Consider the following 21,168-nt stretch of genomic DNA (forward strand, 5'->3'; position numbering starts at 1 on the left):
GTCGCCGAAATGAGCTCTTCACCTCCGGAACGGGCAGCATCAGCGTCGGGCGCGCGGAGGTCGCTGCATTCGCCGGAGCTGATGGAGCCAGCGGGGCCCGCCTCCGCGGGGCAGCTGCTCATCGGAGGGAGCCGGGCCGTCGCGCCGGTGTCGCGCCACCGCGGCCCGCGCGCTGAGGAAGCCTACTGGCGCGCGCGCGTGGACGAGCGCCGCGCCGCCGGCGACGCGCAAGGAGAGCGCGAGGCGGCCCTCGCCCTCGCGAGGATCCTCGCCGCGCGCGGCGTCGAGCTCGATCGGGCGGCGGCGCTGGCCCGGAGGGCGCTCTCGCTGGGCGACGACGCCGCGATGAGGAGCGAGCTGGCCGGCTGGCTGGCCGGGCTGGGCGAGCCGGCCCTGGCCGCAGCGGCGCTGCGCGGCCTCCGCGACGACGCGCAGCCGCCCGGCGCGACGGCGCGGATGCTGGTCAAGATCGCCGTGCTCCTGGCGCGCGCCAGCGACGTCGCGGGCGCGGTCGACGCGCTCGAAGAGGCGAGCGAGCTGGCCCCGGACGACGCGATGGCGAGCGAGCTGCTCGGCACGATCGCCGCCTGGGCGTCGGAGGAGGTGTTCCCCGCCGCCGCGGCGAAGGCGTACCTGGAGGCGGCCAAGCGGCGCGAAGCGGCGCGCGAGCGGGAGGCGGCGTTCGAGGACCGCCTGCGCGCCTTCGAGATCGCCCCCCACGACGACATGGCCGCCAAGGCCATGGCCGCCGCGCTGTTCGTGCGCAGCCGGCACGGCGCCGCCGACGAGGTGCTCCGGGCGCACGCCGAAGCGCTCGCGGCGCGGGCGTCCAGCGGCGAGGGCGCGTCGGCCGGCCCGCCCGCGCTGCAGCGCGCGACGGAGGTCCACGGCCACCGGCTCAAGGGCGCGACGAGCGAGGGCGACTGGGCGCGCGCGGTCGGCTGCGTGCTCGACGCGGGCCTCGACGGGGAGGTCGACGGCGACGCCGCCCGCGCGATCGACGAGGTGCTCGAGCAAGCAGGGCTCTACGAGCTCGTGGCCGCGCGGCTCGAGATCAGGGCCGAGCAGCGGGCCGGGGCGCCGAGGGCCGAGGCGTACGCGGCGCTCGCGCGGCTCTACGCCGGCCCGCTCGCGAGCCCCGATCGCGCCGTCGAGGCCTGGATCGAGGCCGCGGCGAGCGACTCCAGCAACGCGGCGGCGCGCTCGGCGCTGCGCGAGCACGCGGCGACCTTGCACGACATGGCGCCCCTCGTCGAGGCGCTCATCCGCATCGGCGAGGGCTCGGACGCGCGGGCGAGGGACGACGCGGCGGCGCGCATCGACGCGCTCGCGGAGCTCGCGCGCCTCGCGGAGGAGAAGATTGGCGACCCCGGCCTCGCGCGGTGGGCGTTCGAGGCGCTGAAGCGCGCCGGCGGCGACCCCGAGCGCTCCGCGGCGGGCCTCGAGCGGATCGCCGAGCGGCTCAAGGCGCAGGACGAGGCGCTCGCCGCGGCGCAGCGCGCGCTCCGCGGCGCGGACACGGCCGAGGGGCGGATCGACGCGCTCCGCCGGCTCGTCGTGATCTACCGCGGCCGCCCGGACGAGCGCGCTGCCTACGAGGAGGCGCTCGTGGGGCTCGCCCGGGCGCTGCCGACCGACCGCGGCTGCCTGCTGGCGCTCGATCGGGTGAGCCGGCGGACCGGGGGCGGCGCCGCGCTCGACGCCCTGCTGCGCGCGCGGCTGGCCGACGCGGCGCGGCCGCCGTCCCCGGAGGGCGACGGCGCGCGCTCCGTGAGATCCGAGGCGATCCGCGCGTCCGCGCTGACGCGGGTCGAGCTGGTGCGCGCCCGGCTCCTCCTGTCGGCGATCGCCCGGCGGCAGGGCCAGGACGCCCGCGCGCTCGACGAGGTGTCGCCGCTGCTCGGCGAGGCGCCGGGGCACCGCGGCGCCGCCAGCGCTGCGCTCGTGCTGGCCACGCGGGCCGGGCGCCTGCGGGAGCGCGCCGACGCGATCGTGCAGCTCGCCGCGCCGGTCTGGCCGGCGCTGCGCGCGGTGCTGCTCGCGGTCGCCGCGGCGCTCTACGAGCGGGTGCGCGCCGCGCCGCTCGCGCGCGAGGTCGCGGTGCTCGCCTGCGAGGCCGATCCGTCGAGCACGCGCGCCGTGGCCACGCTCGCGTCGATCCTCACGGCGGAGCTCTCCGCCGCCGCCGAGGCGGGCGAGGCGCCTCCGTTCGAGGTCGACCGCGCGGTCGCCGCCGCGATCGAGCGCTCCATCACCACGGTGTTCCCGCGCGGCGCGCTCTGCGACGGCCTCGCGAGGGCGCTGGAGGCGCTGGGAGAGCTGCCGCTCGCGCTCGCGTGGACCCAGCGGTGGCTCGCGCTCCGGCCCGGGTCCCCCCCAGGCGACCACGGAGCTCATCCGCCGCGCCGCGGTCGCCGGCGACGCGGCCCGGCTCTCGGACGCGCTCGCGTGGATCCTGGCGCAGCCGAAGCCGCTCGGCGAGATGGCGGCCCCGCTGGCGAGCGCGCTGCACGCGCTCTACGACCTCGACCCCGAGCGCGGCACGGCGCTCGCGCGCCGATCGCTCGACGTCTTCGGCCCGCAGAACCCGCTCCTGCGCGAGCGGCTCCTGGAGCTCGCGCGCCGCGCCGGCGATCCGCACCTCGCCGTGACCGTGCTCGAGCGGTGGCTGGCCGTGGAGATCACGGCGTCGCACGCCACGGAGCTCATGTTCATGCTCGCCGACTGTCGCCTCGACGGCGGCGACCCCGACGGTGCGGCGCAGGAGCTCGCGCGCGCCGCCGCGGAAGAGGCCGACCCCCACGAGGTCCTCGCGCGGGTCCAGCGCATCGAGGCGTCGCTGCTCTCCAAGGGGCTGAGCTCCGACGGCGCCATCGCGCTGGCCGACGCGAAGGCCCGGGCGTTCACCGCGCAGGGCGGCGACGCCGCGGCGGAGGCGGCGGCCGCGTGGCGCGAGCTCGGGAGCCTGCTCTGGGACCTGGCGGAGGATCATCGCGGCGCCGAGACCGCCTTCTTCCGGGCGAGCGAGGTCGCGCCGAGCGGCGGGACCGAGCGCTACGCGCGCGACATGTGCGAGTTCGCGGGCGTCGAGGCCGCGATCGACGCGATCGTCGCCCGGGCCGCCGAGGCGCGGGGCGACGGGGGAGCGCAGCCCGCCGCCGAGGAGAGCGCGTGGTCGGGCGACGTCGGACCCGAGCGGCGCCGGCGCGCCAGCCTGCTGATCGAGGCCGCCAACCTCGCGCACGAGCACGGCCTGCCCGAGCGGGCGCTCGCCGCGGCGGCGAGCGCGATCGAGCTCGATCCGCTCCGCGCCGACGCCGTCGCGCTCGTCGAGAAGTCGGCCGACGCCGACGGCGGCGTCGCCGTCCTCGACAAGACCTACCGGCTGCTCGCCGACGCGGCCCTGGGCTGCTACGGCCGCCGCGCCGCCCATTACCGCGCCGCGCGGCAGCTGGAGCGACGCGGCGCCTTCGAGCTCGCGCTCTCGCACGCCGTGGCCAGCTTCGAGGCGGTGCCCACCGAGGGCACCTCGTACGTGCTGCTCGCGCGGCTCGCCGAGCACGCCGGCGAGCCCTCGGAGGCCGTGCGCGCGCTCGAGCGGGTGGCCGCGACCGCCGATCCGGCGTCGCGCAACGCGTGGCTGAAGCGCGCCGCGGCCCTCACCGGCCGCACCGAGGAGGGCCTCCGGCTGCGCCTCGACATCCTGCTCCGCGCGATGGTCGTGCGCCCGGATCCGGCGATCGTCGAGGACGTGGGCGCGGCGATCCGCGACCTCGTCGCGTTCAACGGGCAGCCGGAGGTCGAGGCCATCCGCTTCGATCGCGCTGTCAAGGCCAGCATCGCGAAGCTCGAGGGGCCCGACGGGGCTCGCGCGGGGCTCGCGATGGCGCGCATCGCCGTCGAGGTCCTCGACGCCCCCGCGCTCGCGCTCGCCGCGATCGAGCGCGCGATGCTCGCCGACGGCGACGTCGACGAGTTCCAGACGCTGCTCGACATCGTCGGCCAGCTCGCCCGGCAGACGGAGCCGGCGTCGCACCTCATCGCGGCCGTGTACGCCGCCGCGATGAGGCCGCACTCGAGCGTCGGCCCCGGCCTGCTCAGGTGGGCGAGCAAGCTCGCGGGCGCGCTCAACGTGCCGCCGGTCGCGGCGGCGCTGCTCGTGGAGGCGGCCCGCCGCGCGCCCGAGGACGACGTGCTCGCCTACGAGGCCGAGGCGGCGGTCGAGGCCAGCGGCGACGAGGGGCTGAAGCGCTCTCTGGACGACGCCCTGCCGGTCGCGCGGCGCCTCGAGGCGCTGCTGCACCTCGCCGACAAGCACGAGCGCGAGGGCCAGCGCGCCGAGGCCATCGTCGCCATCGAGCGGGCGCTCGCCGGCGGCCAGCTCCAGGGCGAGGCGCGCGCCGGGATCGTCGCCCAGCTGCGGCGGCTGTACGCGGCCGAGGAGCGCGGCGGCGATCTCTTGGCGCTCCTCCAGGCCGAGCTCTCGCGCGTGGACGTGACGGGCGCCGCCCGCCTCGAGATGACGCGCGAGCTCGCCGGCATCCTCGCCGCGGGCGGCGATCTCCACGGCGCGCTGGAGCTCCTCCTCGAGGCCGCGCAGAAGACCCCGTTCGACAAGGCGCACCTCGACGAGCTCATCCGGCTCGCCCGGCGCGGCGACGATCGCCGGCAGCTCTTCGACGTGCTCACGCGCCTCCAGGGCGCCGCCTCCAGCGACGAGGAGCGGCTGCTCGTGCTGCGCGAGCTCGCGCCGCTCGCCCAGGAGCTCGGCGATCGCGGCACCGCGGTGGCGCTCTTCGAGGCGATCGCCCGGCTGGACCTCACCGACCTGCACGCCCTCGAGGTCGTCGAGCAGGACGCGAGCGATCGCGGCGATCACGCCGCCGTCGCCGCCCTCCTCGCGCGCCGCATCGAGGCGGCCCCGCTGCCGGACACGCGGCGCGCGCTGCGGCTCCGGCGCGCTGCCCTGCTCGAGCAGCGCCTCGGCCTCCTCGACGAGGCGTGCGCCGAGCTCGAGGCCCTGCTCGCGGCGTCGCCGGACGACGTGAGCGCGCTCCGGTTCCTCGCGGACATCTACGAGCGGCTCGGGACGCCGCTCCGCGCCGCCCCGCTCTGGTGCAGGCTGGGCGATCTCGCGACGACCACCGACGAGCGGGCCGAGTACAACCTCCGCGCGTGCAGCAGCTACCTCGGCGGCGGGGACGTCGAGTCCGCGAAGGACACCCTGGAGAGCGTCGCGCGCATCGCGCCGCGCGAGGCCGTGATCGAGCTCCGCGTCGAGATCGCCCGCCGGGAGGGCGACGGCCACGCGCTCGCCGCGGCGCTCGATCAGCTCGCCAGCGCGTCGCGCGACGCCCCCGAGCGGCGCGCGCAGCTGCTCGTCGAGGCGGCGCGCGCCACCTCGATGCTCGGCGACGACGCCACGGCCCTCGAGCGCGCTCGCCGCGCCGTGAAGCTCGCCCCGGAGTCGCCCGACGCCGTCCTCGAGGCGCGCCGCATCGAGTATCGCCTGCGCGGGACCGGGACGCCGCGCGACGCGCAGGCCGCGGTCGAGGAGCTCGGCCGCATCGCGCCGCGCCTGCGCCCCGCGCACGTCGATCTGCACGCGTTCCTCCTGGCCGAGACGCTCGACGTCATCCAGGGCCACGGCGCGGGCATGCGCGAGCTGACCCGGCGCCACGCCGAGGTCGGCCCGAGCACGCTCGTCGCGCTCGGCATGGCGGAGCGCCTCGCGCTGAAGCGGAACTTCTCCGCCGCCCTCCCGCTGTTCGAGCGCGCGCTCGGCGGCGATCTCCAGGGCATGCGCGCGCGCGGCCGCGTCGCGCTCGCCGCCGCCGAGACCGCGCAGAACGCCGGCGAGCTCGAGACGGCGGCGCGCCTGCTCGAGGAGGCCGCGGCGGAGCCGGAGACGCGCGCGCTGGCGCTGCGGCGCCAGCTGGAGCTCACGGCTTCCCGGGGCGAGCCCGAGGCCGCCCGCAAGGCCCTCGAGGAGCTCGTCGCGCAGAGCTCGGGGATCGACCGGGCGCGCGCGCTGACGCAGCTCGCGCGCCTGCACGCGTCGAGCGATCCGGAGCGCGCGGCGCAGATCCTCGCGCAGGCCACGGTGCTGGCGGGCTCGGATCGCTCGCTCGGGTTGAAGATCGCCGAGCTGAACGCCGAGCTGGCCAGCGAGCGGGCGACCTTGCCGCCCGAGGAAGTGCCTCACGCCGGACCGGCCCGGGTCGTCGTCACGGAGCCTGCCCCGGCGGCGCCCGAGGCGCAGCCCGGCGGTCCAGCCCCGTCGGCCGGCGGCGCCGCGCCCGCGAGCAGCCGCGCGCCGTCGGTCGGCGCCGCGCCCGCGAGCAGCCGCGCGCCGTCGAGCGGCGCCGCGCCCGCGAGCAGCCGCGCGCCGTCGAGCGGCGTCGCGCCCGCGAGCAGCCGCGCGCCGTCGAGCGGCGCCGCGCCCGCGAGCAGCCGCGCGCCGTCGAGCGGCGTCGCGCCCGCGAGCAGCCGCGCGCCGTCGAGCGGCGCCGCGCCGGCTTCCGGCAATCCGAACATCGATCTGGTCGAGCTCAACGACCCGCTCGACGAGTCGCTGATCGCGGCCGACGCATCGCGGGCCAGCTCTCCCGCGCTGTCGGACGACGACCTGCTCGAGGGGCCGGCGGTCGCCCCGCCCGCGGGGGCGTCGCCCTCCGGGGCCGCGGAGGGCAACGCCGCGCGCAGCGGCGCCGCCTCGGGCCGCGCCAGCGCCGGCGCGCAGCACGCCTCGCCGCCGGTCTCCGCCCCGGTGTCGCTCCAGCCGCCCTCCTCCGCGACGCGGCTCCTCACCACGTGGCCGCCGTCCGCGGCCGAGAGCTTCGAGGAGGCCGCGCTCTTCCGCGAGCTCGCCGCCGGCTCGTACGAGGCGGGCGAGCGGCTCATGAAGAGCTTCGCCCCGCGCGACGATCGCTCCCGCGAGGCGCTGGCGGTCCGCCGGATGCAGGCCCACCTGCGGCTCGGCGATCGGGGCGCCCTCGAGCGCCTGCAGGCGGCCGCGATCGCCGACAAGAACATGACCTACGCCCGCGCCATCGAGCACGTGCTGCGCGCCTTCGAGGGCGACGAGCCGTCCGACCGGCGCGGCGACGGCGCCGTCCTGCCCCCGCTCCTCGCCGCGCAGCGCGACGCGCCGGAGCTCGTGAGCGCCCTGCTCTTCCGCGACCTGGAGTCTCCGGTCAACGAGGCGCTCGCGCTCGTCTGGGAGACCGGCCTCTACCGCCGCGACGCGGGCCAGTCCGGGCTCGTCGCCTCCGAGCGGGTCCAGCCGACCTCGCCGACCGTGCTCGGGGAGCTCTACGGCGCCGTGGCCGGTCACCTGGGTCTCCTGCGCACCGCGCTCTTCCACCAGCGCGCGCCGTCGCCTGCGCCCCCGTCGCCCGAGGGCCAGGTCATCCGGGTCAACCCGCCGGCCGTGCTCCTGCGGGGCGAGATCCGCGAGGACAGCCCCGAGCTGCGCTACCTGCTCGGCGCTCACCTGGCCGGCGCCATGCCCGACTACGTCCTCGTGAACACCAGCACCGAGGACGAGCTCCGCACGCTCCTCTCCGCGGTCGTCGCCGCCTTCGGCCCGCTGGAGGCGACCGCGCACAGCACGCGCGGCAACCCGGCCGTGGTGCGGCTGGAGCAGAACCTCTGGCAGCTCATCCCTCCGCGCGCCGAGCGCCGCCTCCGCGAGATCTGCGACAGCGCCAGCAAGATGACCTACGAGGCGGCCGTCAAGACGACCCGCACCGCGATGCGCCGCGCCGGCCTCTTCGCCGCGGGCAACCTCGCCACCGCGGTGCGCGCGACCCTCAAGGAGCGCGGCCTCGAGCTGGCCGTCCCGCTCTCCCAGCCCGAGGGGCTCGCCGCCGCGTGCGCGGCGCACCCGGAGGTCGCCGATCTCGTACGCCTCGCGACGCGGATGGAGTACGCCGAAGCGCGATGGCAGCCCGGTACGGTGCCCTCACTCCGGCGGGTCGACACGGGCAGCTCGCGCTTCCGCGCTGGCACGTAGGCGTCGTTGCCGCCGCCGCGCTGCAGCCTTCGCCGCCGTGTCCTCCGCGCCCGACCGCGCGCCCCGCGGCGCCGGCAGCGCCCCTGTTGCACCCCGTCCATCCGAGGTCTCCCGTGTGCACGCCCACGCTTCACCCCGCTGCGACGTTTGCGGCCTGGTCACCTCGGTGCGTCTGTCTCAACGCGACAGCGCTGTCACAGCCTCGCCGCCCGTTGCGCGCCGCCCAGCGGGCAGGATGCACGCCGCGCGCTGCTCCGTCGACGGCACGCACGGCACGCACGGCACGCGCGGCACGCACGCCTCGCGTTGCCCGGAACGCCGGCGGCGCGTTGGCACGAACATCGCCTTCTCTTTCCAGCGTGATTTTTTCCTGCGCCTGCTCGGGTGCGGACCCGTTCGGGCCGCGCGCGTTCCCCTCCTCGGCTCGGCGGCTTCCGGTCGCCAGCGTCCTTCCGGCGCCGCCGCGCGCTCCCACGGCGCCGCGACCGCGCGCGCGCTGCGCCGAGCGCGCCGCGCTCTCGGCGAGGAGGGCGCCGTGAGCCCGCGACCCGCCGTGCGCGCCCTGCTGTTCGCCTGCCTGCCGGCCTCGGTGGCGTGCAGCATCCCCCTCGAGGACGCGGCCGCGGGCCCCACGAACGCCTGCGACCGGTCGGTCGAGTGCGGCCCGGGGGCGACCTGCGCGGAGGTCGACGGGCACCGCGCGTGCGTCTCGACCAGCGCGCACCTCGACGGGCTCCTCCTGGAGATCCGGCCGCGCGTCTCGCGCGAGGTGAGCGCGGAGGTCTCTCATCTCCTCGATGTCGACGCCGGCAGCATCTTCCCCCCGGACGACGCCGGCGGGCAGGTGCATTCCCTCGATCTCCGGATCCCCCCGCCCGCGCGCGTCACGGTCACGTTGCGCCTCGGCGGCTCCTACTGCGGCGACCTCACCGGCGGGGACTTCCCGGTGAAGGCCGAGTTCCGGCGCATCGCACCCCTGCTGGGCTTGCCCGCCCAGAGCTACGCGGCGATCTCGGAGCCGAACGGCTCCGGTGGCCACCGGTTCCAGCTCGCGATCCCCCCCGGGAGCTATCACCTCTACCTGGTACCGCAGCCGCACAGCCGCTGCAGCGGCGACCTCCCCCCGCCGATCTTCCTGCCGAACCAGCAGGTGCCCGAGCAGTGGACGCTCGGCGTCAACGCCGAGGCTCCCGCGGTGCTTCAAGGCAGCCTGCAGGTGCCGGCGGGCCTGAGCGTCGACGGGTGGAAGCTCGACGTCGTCGACCCGCTGACCGGCAGCGTCATCTCGCAGGTCGGCGTCCTCGAGCAAGGCGAGCCCAGCCCGCCGGGGACCGCAGCGCGGGTCGAGTTCAGCGTGAAGTTCTACTGGACCGACAGGGAGAAGAGCCAGAAGAGCCCGCTCATCCGGCTGCGGCCCAAGGACGGCGAGCCGCGGCCCACGGTCTACTGGGAGCTCGCCGCGATAGCGCTCCACGGGTCCACGGCGAACCTGACCCTCTCGCTGCTCCAGCTCGACGCGGCGGCGCGCCGCGTGGAGGGCCGGACGCTCGACGCGAGCGGCAACCCGGTGCTCTCCGCCGTCCGCATCCAGAGCGCGACCATCGACCAGGCCCCGACCGCCGCGTACAAGCTCGACACCGAGACCGACGCGAGCGGCCTCTTCCGGGCCGACCTCCCGCCCGGCGAGTACGTCGTCTTCGCGCAGCCGATCAACGACACCACCAAGGCGAGGGCCAGGCAGTCGCTCAGGTTCGCCGCCGGCGACGACTGTTACTGCGGCCAGTCGATCCTCATCCCGGAGGCCGGGGCGCTGCGCGGCCGTGTCCAGGGGCCCGCGGGCGAGCTGATGGACGGCGCGAGCGTGGTCGCGGTCCCCTCCCTCGGCGACGCCACGAACTACCTCAACCAGGTGCTCAACCCGGAGCCGCTGCTGCCCCGGCAGGCGTCCGGGGTCCTGCGCAACGGCGCGTTCTCCATCGGCGTCGACCCCGGGGAGTTCGACTTCTCGGTCCGGCCGACGCCGGGCTCCGCCTACCCGTGGCTCGTGCGGCCGCGCCTGGTGGTCCCTCCGACCGACGCCGCGGTCATCGATCTGGAGCTCGCCATGTCGTACCCGGCCGTGCTCCAGGGCGTGGTCCGCGACGCGTCGTCGGGCGACCGGCTCGCCGACGCCGCGGTCGTGGCCTGGCTGCCGGTCGAGAGGAAGACCGCGCAGGGGACGGTGACGGGGGTCATCCAGATCGGCGAGACCCGGTCGGAGGCCGACGGCTCCTACGTCCTGCCGCTCCCCCCATCGACGTCCCGGTGAAGTCGGAGCGAAAAAGGGCGGTACCAGCTCAGCGCAGAGCGAGATAGGCTAGCGCCCGTGGCGCAGCCGACGCGCGGTGGGACATCGGAGCCTTCAACAGAGGATGGCTTGACCCTCGCGCCACCTCTGCGCGGCGAACCGGGGCAGCGTACCGAGGAGGAGCGCGCGAGCGCGTCCCTGCCGTCGGCGCAGGAGCTCGCCGTCGCGCTGCACGAGGTCTCCAACGCGCTGACGGTGATCGTTGGCTGCATCGAGCGGGCCCAGGCCGATCGCGGCGCTGAGCTGAGCCGCGCGCTCGGCGTCGCCGTGTCGCGGGCGCGCGACGCCCGCCGCCTGATCCGGCGGGCGATCGGCGCGGACGCCGAGGGGCGTCCGGCCGGCGACGGCGAGGTCGCGTCGACGCCGCTGGGCGAGCCGACGCGGCTGCTCGCCGATGTCATCGACGACGCGGTGACCGGGCTCGAGCCCGAGGCGCGCCGCTCGTCGATCGCGCTCCGCGCCGAGATCGATCCCGACGTCGCGCGGGCTTGCGTGAGCAACGGCGCCGCGGTGGTGCAGATCTTGACGAACCTCTTGCTCAACGCGGTCGCGCTCTCGCCGCGCGGCTCTGCGGTGCGCGTGGATGCCAGGCTGGACGGCGCGGCGGTGATCGTCGGCGTCGCGGATCAGGGGCCTGGGGTGCCGCCGTCGCGGCGCGCGACGCTGCTGAGCTCCGGCGTGTCGACGCGTCCTGGCGGGGCGGGCATCGGCCTGCGCCACTCTGCGGCGCTGGCGAGCTCCGCGGGCGGCGCGCTCGCGCTCGTCCCTTCGGACGAGGGCGCCCGCTTCGAGCTGCGCTGGCCGATCGAGGGCTCCGCGCCCGCGCTCGCGGGCAGCGCGCCCGGCAACGACGGGGAGGCTGGGGAGGCGGAGGCCGGGGAAGGGGATGCCGACGAGGCGCCGCCTGCGCCGCGCAGCACGACGTCGCCGCTCCCCGGGGCGGTCCTCGAGGGCGTGAGGATCCTGGTGGTCGAGGACGACGACGCGGTGGTGGATCTGCTCGACACGGCGCTCACGGCGCGCGGGGCGAGCATCGTCAGCGTGCAGAGCGCGGTGGAGCTCCCGGGCGCGCTCGCGTCCGGCCCGTTCCATGCGGCGCTGCTCGACATCTCGCCGATCGCGCAGGATGTCCTCGGCACCGTCTCCGCGGTGCGCAGCGCCAACCCCGACGTGCGGCTCGTGGTGATGTCCGGCAGCGCCGTCGCGGCGCCCCTCCCGCCGAACTCCGGGGTGTCGTGGGTGCGCAAGCCGTTCGAGATCCGCGAGATCGTCGAGGCGCTCGTCCGCTGACGGGAGGGGCGGCGCGGAGGCTGGCGCGGCGTCTGGAGGCGCGGCGCGGGGGCTCGCGCGGCGCTTCCGTGGGGTGAGGGCGCGCTCCGGGGGCTGCTCCTGGTCGGCCGGCGCGGATGCGTCCCGGCCGCGCGGCGCCGCAGCGGACGATCGGTCGAGGCCGCGCGGCCGCCACGCCGGCCAGAGAGCTGCCTGGGTGCCGCGCCGGCCGTGTGACGACTTCGAGAGGATTAGCTTGACTTCCCTGGCCAGCTGGGTAGGTTCCGTCCCGCGACCCACTCGCGAAGGTGGCGGAATTGGCAGACGCACTAGCTTGAGGTGCTAGCGGGTAACACCGTGGGGGTTCAAGTCCCCCCCTTCGCACTCTGTCTCTCTCTCTCGACGCATCGTTCTCCAATCCTTGTGCGCACCTGGCTGAGCGGGTTCCCATCAGCTGGTGTGCAGTGCCAGCGGCGGCCATCCCGCGTCGCGGGGGCCGCGCGGTTTTGGAGATCGCGTCTGAAGCTCGCCGGCCTTCCCTGACGCCGCGCTGCTGAGCGCTCGTCTGTGCCCAGCGCGACGCACGCGAGCTGCACCCGCCGTGGGGGAGGGGAGCTCCGGGAGCGTGCGACAGGACCAGAACGCCTGTTCTGGGCGGACTTCACGCGAGTGCGCGCGGAGCATGCACGGGAGAGCGAGCTTGAGAGCGCTTCAGGGCTCCTCGCTCGGGGCCCCGACGTGCCATTTCGGCTGCCCTGGCGCGGTCCGGTCGTGTTCGGCATCTTCGTGCGATTGCCGACGAGAATCGGCAGTCATCTCGCTCGCCGCACATTCGCAGAGACGTCGCCGCGGGCTGCGATGCATCGGAGATGGGCGTCAGCCTGCGCGCGATGTCCTCGACTCGTTGGTTGATCTCGGCGCCGACGACGAGCGCGCCACGGTCGATTGAGCCATCTTCGCCAGAGAATTTCTGGCGCTCGACCGGAATGCTTTCGCGGAAGAGGCGGCGCGCGATGGAGACGACGGACGCTTGACCGCCGCGCCACGACAGGGTGCTATGCGCGACAGACGAAACGACGCCGCGCTGGGCAAGCCAGCACGGCGGCAGCTTCCCTCGATGGCGCGACGTGAGCCACGCGTATGTGCATCTGCCGAGAATGCTTGTCGCAGGCTGAGATCGCGCCATCTTGCTTCGTGGCGCTATCGTTTCTAGCCGCGAGCCTGGCTGTCGCCGAGCCAAGCCGCGCCGACCCACCTCGGCTCGACGAGGGCGGGCCTGCGGCGAAGGCGGAAGGCAAGCCCAGCGTCGATGTCCAGGCGCTGATCCGCGTGGGAGACGTCGCCCGCAACCAGGGACGATGGGAGCGGGCAGAAGAGGCCTATTACCTCGCGTACAAGCTCGGCGCAGGCGGCAGGGCTCGCTGCGAATGGGGAATGGCGCTGCTCGCCCTCCGGCGGCACGTCGACGCCGCGATGGCCATCGATAGATGCCTGGAGGATCCCGGGGCGGGAACCGCCGCGCAGCGGCGCAGTTACACGGACGGCCTTGAGAGAGCCCGGCGCGAGGTGGGCCAGATCGACTTCGACCTGAGCCATCCGGGCGCGCTGGTGACGATCGGCGGGGAGGTCCGGGGCAGGGACGCGTCGAAGTCCGGCTATACGTACGTCGAGCCCGGCACGCACACAATCAGGGCCACGCTCCCCGGCTTCCTCGATGCCGAGCAGACCGTCCAGGTGGAGAAGGGGAAGGCGATCAAGGTCGCGCTCCGGTTCGTCGAGGAGCCCAAGGAGGCCCCGGCGCCCGCGCGGGCTTCGATCCGGCCCGCGACCCCCAAAGAGGCCGTGGCCAAGCCCCCGCTCGAGCCGCCGGCCCAACCGGCTCCGCCTGGGCCGTTCGATGGAATGGCGGGCGCGCAGCGGCTGTGCGGGATCGGCGTGACCGCGCTCGGCCTCACGGGAGGTCTCGTCGCCTCGGTTCTCGCGGCGCAGTACGCCGAAGAGGCGGAGCGGCGCGCCGCGCGGCTCCTGCGGAACAACGGCAACAGCCGCTCGATCTGCGCGTCGCCGTCGCCCGAGAACGCCCTGGCATGCGCTGAGATCAACGATTTGTACGATGCGCACGAGGTGGGCCGGGACGTCGCGACGGGCTTCTTCATCGGCGCGGGTGTCGTCGCTGCCGCGACGATCGGCTCGTTCATCATTCATGGGATAGAGCGGCGCCGGCCGCCTGTGCGTGTGGCGCCGGTGATCGCCGGCGATCGGGCCGGCGTGTCGGTCAACGGGGTGTGGTGAGGTGACTGCGATGCCGCGATCCATCCAGCGCGCGCGTTCGTGGCGCTCTGCCTTCGCGGAGGCCGTGGTCCTGATGCTGGCCTCCTGCGCCTTCGGGACCGGGTGCGCGGAGGTCCCCTGTGGGCCTCGCCTGCGCTGTGAGCCGCCGGCCGAGGAGGAGCTGCCCGACAAGGAACCGCCTTGTCCCGACGAACCCCAGGGGGGCCTCGTTGCTACGGACGAGTGCGGCGTCTTCGTCAGCTCGAGCCTTGGCCACGATCGGAAACGGGGAACGCGTGAAGCTCCCGTCAAGACGATCGCCAGGGCCATCGAGCTCTTGGCCCAGGAGCCACAGAGGCGTCCGAGGGTGCATGCCTGTGCCGAACATTTCTACGAGGCCGTGCGCGTCCGCGGGACCCTGGAGATCTGGGGTGGGTTCGAGTGCGATCGGGGGTGGCGTCACGGTGGCGGAGAGAGCAACACCGTGATCGAACCCGGGCCGAACGAAACACCGCTCACGTTCGAAGCCAATGCAACGGCGACGATCTTCGATCTGGAGGCACGGGCGGCGCCGGCCACGACGCCGGGCGGCTCCTCGATCGCGGCGATCGTGCTGGAGGGCGCCGCGATCACCCTGCGCCGCGGCGAGCTGGTCGCGGGTGATGGCGCGCGGGGCCGCGACGGTGCGCCTGGCGCTCCGAAGAACGAGCCGGCCGAGGCGGGGCGCCACGGACGGTTCGGGCAGGACGCGTGTACCGGCGACGTCGTGCCCGGCGGTGACCAGGTGGTGCAGATCGGCTGTGAGCTAGGGGACTCGATCGGGGCCCGAGGCGGGGATGGAACGGTCGACCACGGAGCGCCTGGCGGCGACGGCGAGCTGATGCCGATCCCGAACCCCAGCGGCTTCGGCCTCGGTGGCCAGGGGGCGACCCGCACCGACGATTGCTTGGCCGGGCAAACTGGCGCGAACGGTCCTGACGGCGCGCACGGGCTGGGTGCACGCGGGCTGGGCGCGTTCAGCTCGCGAGGGGATTACCTCGGGGTGAACGGCGGCGACGGCGGCGACGGGTTCCCCGGGCAGGGGGGTGGTGGGGGGGGCGGGACGCGGGCCGGCGCGATGTTCTGCGGCACCGCGCGTAAGGCCGGCGGCGCGGGCGGTGGCTCCGGCGGCTCGGGAGGCTGCGGCGGGCGCGGCGGGCACGGCGGTGGCCATGGGGGCGCGAGCGTCGGCCTCGTGATCCTGAACGCGCGCGTGGAGCTCCACGGCACCGGGGTCACAGCCGCGCGAGGCGGCGACGGCGGCCATGGCGGTGTCTTCCAGATCGGCGGGGCACCCGGGCTCGGGGCGCCCGGCGGGCAGGGCTCTGGCGGCTCACCCTTCGGATGCTCCGGCGGCGACGGCGGCAAAGGAGGCAACGGCGGGCACGGCGGCGGAGGGCAGGGCGGGCCCTCGATCGCCGTCGCCATGGTTGGAGCCTCGCTCCCGGTGGTGACGGAGGCTGAGCTCAAGTCGGGAACGGGTGGCAAGGGCGGGCTAGGGGCGAATCCAAGCGTCGCTGGGTCCGCCGGCGACGATGGGTTGGCCATCGACGTGGCCGGCTTTCCCCAGTGAGCCGAAGGAGGAACGGATGCAGCGGTCGATGCTCGTTGGAATCGCGATGGTCGCGCTCGCGGCGGTCTCCTGCGGCGACGACGCGGGCGATCACCCCCCGGTCCCCGTGGACGTCGCCGAACTGCTCGCGCGAGCCGGGCACAGCAGGAACGATCACAGGTTGGCTTCGGGCCTTTGGGAGCGTGGTCTCCTGTGCAAGGACGACATCTGGCTCCCCGAGCTCTACTGGCCCCCGCTCGGGCCGCCGCGGCTCGAGCGCATCGTGTTCGTCGCATGGGACATGCCCGCTGGCACGCTCAGAGGTTGGGAACTCGTGCGGAGCGAGTCGGACCGCCGCTACTGGTCCGTGGCGCTGTCCGCCGAGGAGGTGGGCTTCGGTTGCGAAGAGCGCTACACGACGAGCTTCTTCTTGCTGGCCAGCTGGCCGGACAACAAGATCTCTCGAGCCATCGGCCTCGAGCGAGCCGAGCAACTTGCGCTCCAGGACGACATTTTTTCTGATGACGCTGTGCTGGTCAACCACGATACCTTGATCGATGTCGAGAGGGCGAGCGTGCCGGTGCCGGACACGGCGACCTATTACCTGCAGAACCTGTTCACGGGCGCCACATTCAGCACCGACGTTCCAACCGAGGGCGACGGTTCTCCGGATTATGTGACTCAGCTCGAGGTCGATTACGGCGAGCTCGGTCTTGGCGCGATGACCGATGTGGCGACCGGCGTGGTGTACAAGCGCGAGGGCGTGGAGCTGACGAACCATTGCCTTACCGTGAGGGACACGACGCTCCCGTAGCGCGCGGTCGAGAGGTTCGACGCGCAGAGGACATTGCCACGACCGGCCGCGCTCGGAGGGAACGGTGGCGCGCGAGCGCCCTCGGCGCGGCCGTCACCGGCCTGTCGATGTCCATCGGTGGTGCCGGCCCCTCTCGGTTCCTGGACGGCGCTGTCCGGTTCCTGGACGGCGCTACCTGGTTCCTGGACGGCGCTACCTGGTTCCTGGACGGCGCTACCTGGTTCCTGGACGGCGCTACCTGGTTCCTGGACGGCGCTACCTGGTTCCTGGACGGCGCTACCTGGTTCCTGGACGGCGCTACCTGGTTCCTGGACGGCGGCAAAAAGGCGCGCGAGGGGCTCGTCTGCGCAACAACGTGATCGGGCTCCTCCGTTCGCGCATGTCGGTCGTGCGCGCGGCAATGCAGTCGGCGCGCACCACCGGGGGATCGAGGCCGCTGCTCCCCATCGGCCGGCGACCGCTTGAGCCGCAGATCAAACGCCGTCAGGTTTTCTCTCTCGTGTCGGAGCAGCGCCAGGCGTAGGCTGAGCGCCATGAAAGAGGCGGCAATCGCGCTCTTGTTCCTGGCGTTGGCAGGCTGCGGCTCTGCCGGCGCGCGTGCTCGGTACGGACAGCCTGATCCCGTAGCGAGGGACGAGGTGGTCGGAGAGATGCGGTTTGGAGAAGAGCTGCACCGGCTCGACCTGCTCGAGGCCGAGATTTACGCTCCTTTCCGTTCCGCGGCCCCCGGGCATCCGGTCGATCGCTGCAATAACGGCGACAGCGAGGTGATGTCCAGGATGCTGGCGTTTGGGCTCTCGGTGGGGAAGCAGGAAAAGAAGGCCGCGGACAGGAAGTACTACGCGCTGTTGCAGACAGGGAACCCGGAGGAGCTCTTTCCGGCGATCTACTTACGGAGGTACTATCTCGAAGGTTTGCTGGAGTGTGTTCGCGATCTGACGGGCACAGGGCCCCGCCAGGCGAGGGAGGGGCATCACGTCTCCATCCTCACAAGGTCGAACTTCGGCGCTGCAACCAGCCACGGGCTCGTTCTGGTGGATTTCACGACCCACTGGTGCGCACCTTGCAAACTCATGGCGCCCGAGCTGGAGAAGCTGGCGCGTGAACCTCGAGGAGAGCTCCGGGTCGGGAGGTTGACCGCCGATCGGCACCAGGAGCTGATCGATAGGTTTGAAATCACGACATTCCCGACGCTGGTCCTCCTGAAGGATGGCGATGAGGTGGCGCGGCTCGACAAGTATCACACCTATCCAGAGCTGCTGAAATGGATCCGTGGTGCGCTGCCGGGCCAAAGCTCGTCCCAGAGCGAGCATTCTGCCCAGGGGGGCGAAGCGGTCCGGGGCAAGCGGCGATGCCGCCAGAGCGTGGAGCGGCCACCTGGAAGCAGCGCTGTCGCGGTCACTCGATAGGTTTGTCGCCCCAGCTCGAGGGCGCAGGGCGCCGGTTCAGCCACGAGACATGACATCCCGGGCGGGAGATCGCGTTCTTGCTGTGGACGTTGCCTGGGAGAGAGCTCGGCCCCGGCGCGCGGCTGTGCCCGCGCGCTCCTTGACGCTCGCCCCATCCTCCTCCACCCTCGCATCGGATGTCCCGCGTCCGGCGACCCCACCGTAACCGCAGCGCGATCCTTCGCTGGATCTGCGCCGCGCTCTCGGTGTTCCTCGTCGTCGGCCTCGTCGCTCAGGGACACACCTTCCAGGCGCTCGGTGTGGCGCTCGCGTGCGAGCACCCGATGCTCGAGCCGTCGTCCTCCCATGACGACGGTGAAAAGAACGCGGCGCCGGACGGCTCGCACGACGACGACTGTCCGCCCGGGTGCAGCGACTGCGCGTGCGGCCGCATCCCCATGACGCTGTCCCTCGAGGTGGTGCTGCCGTACATCCTCCTCGAGGCCTACGAGATCCCCGGATCGTCGCCCCCGGAAAGGCCAGGGCGCTCTCCTACCTACCGCCTCGAACGGCCGCCCCGACGCCCCCGCGCTTGAGGCGCCCGCGTCAGGCATCGCATCCACGAGCACGGCCGCCGGCCCTTGGCGCGTGAGCGCCCCAGCGCCACGCCGCCACGGGCTCGGCCCCCTCGCGCGCTCCTGACCGGACTCAACCGCGGTTCTTCGCGCGAGCGCTCCACGCGCTCGAGGGCTGCCCGTCCATGCTTCGCTCCTGCGTGCCTCGTCCGTTCGTCGTTTCCTCGATTGCCCTTGGTCTCCTGCTGTCCCCGTTGTTCTCACCCGCGGCCGTCCTCGCCGCGGAGCCGCCCCTCGGCCGCGCCCGCGTCGCCGACCTCGCCCGCGCGGCGCCGGGCGCGCGCGTGGCCACGGCAGAGGCCGGCGTCGCCCGCGCGGCGACCTCGGCAGCCGGCGTGCTCTCGCTCGAGAACCCCGTGCTCACCGGGATGGGCGGCGTCCGGCTCAACCCCGACGGAAGCAAGCCGGCGGCCGCGACGGCGTCCCTCGAGTGGCCGATCGAGCTCGGCGGCCAGCGAGGCGAGCGCGTCGCCACGGCCAGAGCCGAGCAGCGCGCCGCCGACATCCGCGCCGAGGACGGCCGGCGCCGCGTCCTGCTCGCCGCCCTGCTCCAGCACGCCCTCGTGCTCCGCGACGAGCGGCAGGTGCAGCTCGCCCGCGCGCGCGTCGCCCTCGCAGAGCGGCTCCACGCCGCGGCGGAGCGGCAGCGCAAGGCGGGCGAGGTGCCGGAGGTCGACGTCGCCCTGGCGCTGCTCCAGAAAGGGCGCGACGTCGCCGCCGCCAAGGCGGCGGAAGGCGCGCGCGACGCCGACAAGGCCGCGCTCCTCGCCCAGCTCGGCCTCCGCTCGCCGGCGGCGCAGGCACTCCCGGTGGAGGGACCCCTCGTGCCTCCCGGCGAGCCGCCGCCGCTCGCGTCGATCCTCGGCGAGGTGGAGCGGCGCCCCGATGTCGGCGCCGCCGACGCCTCGGTCGACGCCGCCCGCGCCAAGGCCGAGCGAGAGCGCGCGGCCGGGTGGCCGACCGTCAACGTCGTCGCCCAGGTCGAGCGCGACGACGGCGCGAACATCGGCATGCTCGGCCTCGCGGTCCCGCTGCCGATCCTCAACGCCAACCGGGCCGGCGCCGCGACGGCCGCCGCCGAGATCGACGTCGCCCGGGCGCACGCCGACGCCGCGCGGGCCGGCGCCGTGGGCCAGATCCACCAGCTCTACGCGCGTTACCGGGCGACGAAGGAGGCCCTCCAGGCCCTCGCGCCGACCGCCGCCCTCATGGAGCAGGCGGCCGCGATCTCGGCGCGCGGGTACGAGCTCGGCGAGAAGGATCTCGCGAGCGTGCTGCTGGTGCGCCGCGAGGTCATCGAGGCAGAAGCGGCGCTGCTCGAGGCCGAGCACGCCCACGCGGCGGCCAAGATCGAGCTCTTCGTCGCCGCGGGGAGGGCCCTCCGATGAGCGCCCCCCAGCGAAAGATCGAGCTCTCGCCGAAGGCGATCGCCGCGACCCTCGCCGCGGTGCTGGCGCTCCTCGTCGGGGCCGTCGCCCTCACCGTGCTCATCGAGCATCGACGCCACGGGCACGACCACGAGGCCGGCCATGGAGAGCGCGACGGGCACCACCACGGCGAAGGCGAGCGAGGGCACGCCCACGGCGACGAGCACGACGAGGGCAAGGGCCGCGCGCACGGCGACGACAAGGACCACGAGCACGGCGACGACAAGGGCCACGCGCACGGCGAAGACAAGGACCACGCGCACGGCGACGACGAGGAGGCGCACGCCCACGCCGGCGGCAGGCTCGAGCTCTCGCCCGCGATGCTCCAGAACGCCGGGCTGGAGATCCTCACCGCCGGACCGGGCAAGGTCGCGGCGACCGTCACGCTCCCCGGCGAGGTGGCGCTCAACGCGGAGGCCATCGCGCACGTCACCCCGCGGGTGCCCGGCACCGCGCGGGAGGTGAAGAAGCAGCTCGGCGACACGGTGAAGCGCGGCGAGGTGCTCGCCGTGCTCGACAGCCGCGAGCTGGCCGAGCTCCAGCGCGAGCTCCTCGCGGCCAAGGAGCGCCTCGCCCTCGCCGAGGCGAGCTTCACGCGCCACGAGGCGCTCTGGCAGGAGCGCATCTCGGCCGAAAAGGAGTACCTCGCGGCCAAGCAGGCTGTCGCCGAGGCGCGGATCGAGCACCGGAGCGCCGCCCAGAAGCTCAGCGCCGCCGCCGGCTCCGGCGCGGCCAAGGGCACCGGCTACGCGCTGGTCGCCCCGATGGACGGCACCATCATCGAGAAGCACATCGCCATCGGCGAGGTCCTCAAGGAGGACACCCAGGTCTTCGTCATCGCCGACCTGTCCACCATCTGGGTCAACGTCACCGTCTACGCCAAGGACCTCAGCCGCGTGCAGGTCGGCCAGACGGCCTGGGTCAAGGCCGAGGGCATCGACCAGCTCGCACGAGGCTCGGTGGCGTACCTCGGGCAGGTCGTCGACGAGCAGAACCGCTCCGCGGTGGCCCGCGTCGTCCTGCAGAGCCCCGGCGCCGCGTGGCGCCCCGGGCTCTTCGCGACCGCCGACATCGCCGTCGAGGAGGCGGCCGCGCCCGTCGTCCTCTCGGACGAGGCCATCCAGCGGGTCGAGGGCAGGGAGGTCGTCTTCGTCGAGGAGGGCGGCGGCTTCGAGGCCCGCGCGGTGAAGGTCGGGCGGCGGGGCACGAGCGCGCCGGGGCTCGGGGCCGAGGGCGCCGACGCGCAGCCAGGAGCCCAGGGCGCCGAGCCGCAGCGCGGCGCGGCCGTCGTCGAGATCCTGGCGGGGGTCGCCGCCGGCGAGCGCTACGTCGGCAAGAACAGCTTCATCCTCAAGGCGGAGCTCGGCAAGTCCGAGGCCGGCCACCAGCACTGAGGAGCGCGGCGGCCC

General features: G+C 74.5%; 12 protein-coding genes and 1 tRNA gene. 12 read left to right on the forward strand and 1 reads right to left on the reverse strand.

Going from position 1 to position 21,168, the window contains the following annotated elements:
• Positions 1–39: 39 nt before the first annotated feature.
• Positions 40–2,397, reverse strand: a complete 2,358-nt coding sequence (locus WME98_RS20885) for a hypothetical protein (RefSeq protein ID WP_437952867.1) — start codon at positions 2,395–2,397, stop codon at positions 40–42.
• A gap of 85 nt (positions 2,398–2,482) precedes the next feature.
• Here WME98_RS20885 and WME98_RS20890 point away from each other — a divergent pair, with 85 nt between their 5' ends.
• From WME98_RS20890 to WME98_RS20945, 12 genes are all read left to right on the forward strand, one after another.
• Positions 2,483–8,017 (forward strand): hypothetical protein, encoded by a 5,535-nt coding sequence (locus WME98_RS20890; protein WP_437952869.1) that lies wholly within the window; start codon positions 2,483–2,485, stop codon positions 8,015–8,017.
• Positions 8,018–8,552: 535 nt separating this feature from the next.
• Positions 8,553–10,325, forward strand: a complete 1,773-nt coding sequence (locus WME98_RS20895) for a carboxypeptidase-like regulatory domain-containing protein (RefSeq protein ID WP_437952870.1) — start codon at positions 8,553–8,555, stop codon at positions 10,323–10,325.
• 108 nt (positions 10,326–10,433) lie between these two features.
• Complete coding sequence (locus WME98_RS20900; RefSeq protein WP_437952871.1) at positions 10,434–11,654, forward strand: ATP-binding protein; 1,221 nt, start codon at positions 10,434–10,436, stop codon at positions 11,652–11,654.
• A 281-nt stretch (positions 11,655–11,935) separates the two neighbouring features.
• A tRNA-Leu gene (locus tag WME98_RS20905) sits at positions 11,936–12,017 on the forward strand.
• A gap of 810 nt (positions 12,018–12,827) precedes the next feature.
• Complete coding sequence (locus WME98_RS20910) at positions 12,828–13,925, forward strand: PEGA domain-containing protein (RefSeq protein WP_437952872.1); 1,098 nt, start codon at positions 12,828–12,830, stop codon at positions 13,923–13,925.
• 346 nt (positions 13,926–14,271) lie between these two features.
• Complete coding sequence (locus WME98_RS20915) at positions 14,272–15,516, forward strand: hypothetical protein (protein ID WP_437952873.1); 1,245 nt, start codon at positions 14,272–14,274, stop codon at positions 15,514–15,516.
• Positions 15,517–15,562: 46 nt separating this feature from the next.
• Positions 15,563–16,309 (forward strand): hypothetical protein, encoded by a 747-nt coding sequence (locus WME98_RS20920; RefSeq protein WP_437952874.1) that lies wholly within the window; start codon positions 15,563–15,565, stop codon positions 16,307–16,309.
• A 107-nt stretch (positions 16,310–16,416) separates the two neighbouring features.
• On the forward strand, positions 16,417–16,668 hold the full coding sequence (locus WME98_RS20925; RefSeq protein WP_437952875.1) for a hypothetical protein: 252 nt from the start codon (positions 16,417–16,419) through the stop codon (positions 16,666–16,668).
• Positions 16,669–16,842: 174 nt separating this feature from the next.
• Positions 16,843–17,718 carry a thioredoxin family protein gene (locus WME98_RS20930; protein WP_437952876.1) on the forward strand — a complete coding sequence of 292 codons (876 nt, stop codon included), beginning with the start codon at positions 16,843–16,845 and terminating at the stop codon, positions 17,716–17,718.
• 176 nt (positions 17,719–17,894) lie between these two features.
• Positions 17,895–18,293, forward strand: a complete 399-nt coding sequence (locus WME98_RS20935) for a hypothetical protein (protein WP_437952877.1) — start codon at positions 17,895–17,897, stop codon at positions 18,291–18,293.
• A 233-nt stretch (positions 18,294–18,526) separates the two neighbouring features.
• Positions 18,527–19,720: a TolC family protein gene (locus WME98_RS20940; RefSeq protein WP_437952878.1), complete on the forward strand. Its 1,194-nt coding sequence runs from the start codon at positions 18,527–18,529 to the stop codon at positions 19,718–19,720.
• Complete coding sequence (locus tag WME98_RS20945) at positions 19,717–21,153, forward strand: efflux RND transporter periplasmic adaptor subunit (RefSeq protein ID WP_437952879.1); 1,437 nt, start codon at positions 19,717–19,719, stop codon at positions 21,151–21,153. The genes WME98_RS20940 and WME98_RS20945 overlap by 4 nt, the downstream gene beginning before the upstream one ends.
• Positions 21,154–21,168 lie beyond the last annotated feature (15 nt).

This window comes from Sorangium sp. So ce296 (genome assembly GCF_051529605.1).
Taxonomy (GTDB): Bacteria; Myxococcota_A; Polyangia; order Polyangiales; family Polyangiaceae; genus Sorangium; species Sorangium cellulosum_D.

Bases quoted from the DNA above. Each gene is read 5' to 3' on its own strand.
- WME98_RS20890 (WP_437952869.1), top strand. From the start codon at position 2,483: ATGGCGGCCCCGCTGGCGAGCGCGCTGCACGCGCTCTACGACCTCGAC.
- WME98_RS20935 (WP_437952877.1), top strand. From the start codon at position 17,895: ATGTCCCGCGTCCGGCGACCCCACCGTAACCGCAGCGCGATCCTTCGC.
- WME98_RS20885 (WP_437952867.1), bottom strand. From the start codon at position 2,397: ATGAGCTCCGTGGTCGCCTGGGGGGGACCCGGGCCGGAGCGCGAGCCA.
- WME98_RS20930 (WP_437952876.1), top strand. From the start codon at position 16,843: ATGAAAGAGGCGGCAATCGCGCTCTTGTTCCTGGCGTTGGCAGGCTGC.
- WME98_RS20925 (WP_437952875.1), top strand. From the start codon at position 16,417: ATGTCCATCGGTGGTGCCGGCCCCTCTCGGTTCCTGGACGGCGCTGTC.
- WME98_RS20920 (WP_437952874.1), top strand. From the start codon at position 15,563: ATGGTCGCGCTCGCGGCGGTCTCCTGCGGCGACGACGCGGGCGATCAC.
- WME98_RS20945 (WP_437952879.1), top strand. From the start codon at position 19,717: ATGAGCGCCCCCCAGCGAAAGATCGAGCTCTCGCCGAAGGCGATCGCC.